At 71.9% G+C, this 3,099-nt stretch carries 4 protein-coding genes; all 4 read left to right on the top strand.

The annotated features are described in order from the left end of the window. Positions 1-1,072: ABC transporter ATP-binding protein (locus tag EK403_RS06450; protein ID WP_164919513.1), on the top strand; the 1,072-nt coding region annotated here is incomplete at its 5' end. Further along, positions 1,059-1,856, top strand: a complete 798-nt coding sequence (locus EK403_RS06445; protein WP_128776670.1) for an ABC transporter ATP-binding protein — start codon at positions 1,059-1,061, stop codon at positions 1,854-1,856. The genes EK403_RS06450 and EK403_RS06445, both read left to right, overlap by 14 nt. Positions 1,857-1,907: 51 nt before the next feature. Then, positions 1,908-2,279 carry a dihydroneopterin aldolase gene (folB, locus tag EK403_RS06440; protein ID WP_128776669.1) on the top strand — a complete coding sequence of 124 codons (372 nt, stop codon included), beginning with the start codon at positions 1,908-1,910 and terminating at the stop codon, positions 2,277-2,279. Continuing rightward, positions 2,276-3,034 carry a 2-keto-4-pentenoate hydratase gene (locus EK403_RS06435; protein ID WP_128776668.1) on the top strand — a complete coding sequence of 253 codons (759 nt, stop codon included), beginning with the start codon at positions 2,276-2,278 and terminating at the stop codon, positions 3,032-3,034. The genes folB and EK403_RS06435 overlap by 4 nt, the downstream gene beginning before the upstream one ends. Positions 3,035-3,099 lie beyond the last annotated feature (65 nt).

Genomic DNA, 3,099 nt, shown 5'->3' with positions numbered 1-3,099 from the left:
CTCCCCGTCGTCCTCCCCCGAAAGCCCTGTTCCCCCTCACCCGCTCGCTTCGCTCGCGACCTCTCCCCGGCGGGGAGAGGTGGGCGGCGGCGCCTCGCCGCTGCTCTCGGTCCAGAACCTCACCACCGCGTTCGACGGGCCGACCGGCCGCCACGCTGCGGTCCGCGGGATCACCTTCTCGCTCCACAGAGGCGGCTCGCTCGGGATCGTGGGCGAATCCGGATCGGGCAAGTCGGTCGCGGCGCTGTCGCTCACGCGGCTGACGGCCTCTCCGCCGGGCGTGATCACAGCCGGCGCCGTGGCGCTCGACGGCGAGGATCTGCTGGCCGCGCCGTTCGAGCGTCTGCGCGCCGCGCGGGGAGGGCGCGTGGCCTACGTCTTTCAGGACCCGTCGACCACGCTCAATCCGCTGATGCGCGTCGGCGACCAGATCGCCGAAGCGGTTTCTGCGCATCGCGACGCGGCTGGGGCGAAGGACCGGGCCAAAGACCTGATGGCCGCGGTCGAGCTTCCCGAGCCGCACCGGCTCCAAAACGCCTTTCCGCACGAACTCTCGGGCGGCCAGCGCCAGCGCGTGGGGATCGCGATCGCGCTCGCCGACGACCCGGACGTGCTGGTCGCGGACGAGCCCACCACCGCGCTCGACGCCACCACCCAGGCGACCGTGCTCAAGCTGTTCGCCTCGCTTCGGAAGGAGCGCGGCGCCGCGCTGATCTTCGTGAGCCACGATTTCGGGGTGATCGAGGAGCTCTCCGAGAGGGTCGCGGTGATGTATGCCGGCGAGATCGTCGAAGAGGGACCCACGCAAAGCGTGCTGGCCGCGCCGCGCCATCCGTACACGGCGCGGCTGCTCGCCTGCGCGCCGAAGCTCGGCGAGCCCGACAGGGCGCTCGACGCGATCGAGGGCGCGCCGCCGCCGATTGACGACCGGCCCAAGGGCTGCGCCTTCGCGCCGCGCTGCCGGCTCGCGATCGACGACTGCCGCGCCGGGCCGATCGCCCTCGCGGATCTCGGCGAGGGCCGGGCGGCGCGCTGCATCCGCACGGAGGAGGTCGCGCATGGCCGCTTCTGACGCGCCCGCGCTGGAGGCCCGCGGGCTGACGAAGCGCTTCGGCCGGCGCGGGCTGTTCGGGGGCGGGGCGCCCGTGACCGCGGTCGATCGGGTCACGCTGGGCGTCTCCCGCGGAGAGACGCTCGGGATCGTGGGCGAATCCGGCTCGGGCAAGTCGACGATCGCCCGGATGATGGTCGGCCTGCTCGCGCCCGATGAGGGCGAGGTCGCGCTCGCAGGCGCGGAAATTGACGTCCGATCTCATAAAGGCCGCAAGGTGCTCAGGCACCGCGTCCAGTTCGTGTTCCAGGACCCAGCGGGCGCGTTCAATCCCCGGCGGACGATCGGCGAGGCGATCGAGGCGCCGCTGATCGGGCTGCTCGGCAGGCCCCGCGCCGAGCGCCGCGAACGGGTCGCGGAACTGCTGGAGCAGGTGGGCCTGCGGCCCGACCATGCCGCGCGCTTTCCGCATGCCTTCTCGGGCGGCCAGCTTCAGCGCGTCGGGATTGCGCGGGCGCTCGCGGCCGAGCCCGGGATCGTCGCGCTCGACGAGCCGGTCTCGGCGCTCGACGTCTCGGTGCAGGCGCAGATCCTCGCGCTGCTGAGAAAGCTCCGCGAGGAGCGCGGGCTGACGATGATCTTCGTCAGCCACGACCTCGCGGTGGTGGAGGCGCTCTGCGACCGGGTCGCGGTGATGCGGCGCGGCCGGATCATCGAGGAGGGGCCATGCCGCGAGGTGCTGTCGAAGCCGTGCGAGGGCTACACCCGCGCGCTGCTCGACGCCGCCCGCGGCGTCGCGGCTTGACCCGAGCCCCTTCCGCCCGATGTCGCCGGCCCCGGCGGAGACGAGGCGCGCATGGACAAAGTCGTTCTGAAGGAGCTGTCGATCTTCGCCAATCACGGCCTGTTCGACGCCGAGGCCGAACTCGGCCAGCGCTTCTTCATCGACGTCGAGATCGGCGCCGATCTGTCGCGCTCGCAGGAGACCGACACGCCTGAGGGCACCGTGAACTGGGCCGACCTCGTCGAGGTCGTCACCGCGGCCTTCACGAAGACGCGCTACAAGATGATCGAGGCTGCGGCCGATTCGATCGCCGCCGCGATCTTCGACCGCTTCTCCATCGCCGAGACGGCGCGCGTCGAGGTCCGAAAACCCTCCGCGCCGATCGAGGCGATTTTCGCCTACACATCCGTCATCGTCGAGCGCACGCGAGAAGGCACGAAATGACCGACAAGATCTCCGCCGCAGTGAGCGTCCTAGCTAAGGCGCGGCCGCCCGGGGAGGCGATTGCGGCGCTGCCCGACGACCTTGCGCCCTCCGACATGGCCGAGGCCTGGGCGATGCATCAGGCCGCCGTAGCGCTGCTCGGACCTGTGGTCGGCTGGAAGACCGGCGCGCCGACGCCCGAGGCCGAGCCGATGCTTGGCGAGATCACCGCCGACACGATCCATCAGAGCCCGGCGACCGTCCCAGCGGCCGCGCTCAGGCTCTGGGCGGTCGAGGCCGAGATCGCCGTGACGTTCGGGCGCGACCTGCCGGCGAAGGACGGCGGCTACTCGGCCGATGAGGTGCTGGCCGCGGTCGCCACATGGCACGCCGCGATCGAGGTGCTGGACACCGCCTTCGCGGATTGGAAGGCGACGTCGCCGCTCTCGAAATTCGCCGACCGCCAGAGCCACGGCCTGCTGATCCTCGGCCCCGGCTCGGCCGAGAGGCCGTCAGGGCCGCTCGGCGAACTCCCGGTGAAGCTCAGGATCGACGGCGAGGTCGCCTACGACCTCCGCGGCGGAAATTCGGCCGGCGACCCGACGCGGCTGCTGGTTTCGCTCGTCAACCGCTTCGCCTCGCAGCAGCGCTGCGTGAAGGCCGGCGACGTCGTCACCACCGGCTCGACGACGCCGTTCCACCGGGTCTCGGCAGGTCAGCGGGTCGTGGCGGAGTTCGACGGACTGGCGCCCGCGGAGCTGACGGTCGGCGCCTGAGCCTTCGCGGGCTGCGGCCTGCGCCGAATGTCGGGGCGGATCGACGAGAAGGCGTCGTCCAGGCC

This window comes from Hansschlegelia zhihuaiae, assembly GCF_004103825.1.
In the GTDB taxonomy this organism is placed as follows: Bacteria; Pseudomonadota; Alphaproteobacteria; order Rhizobiales; family Methylopilaceae; genus Methylopila; species Methylopila zhihuaiae.
Note: the sequence above shows the minus strand (reverse complement) of the source record. Positions and strands in the feature narration are given on the sequence as shown.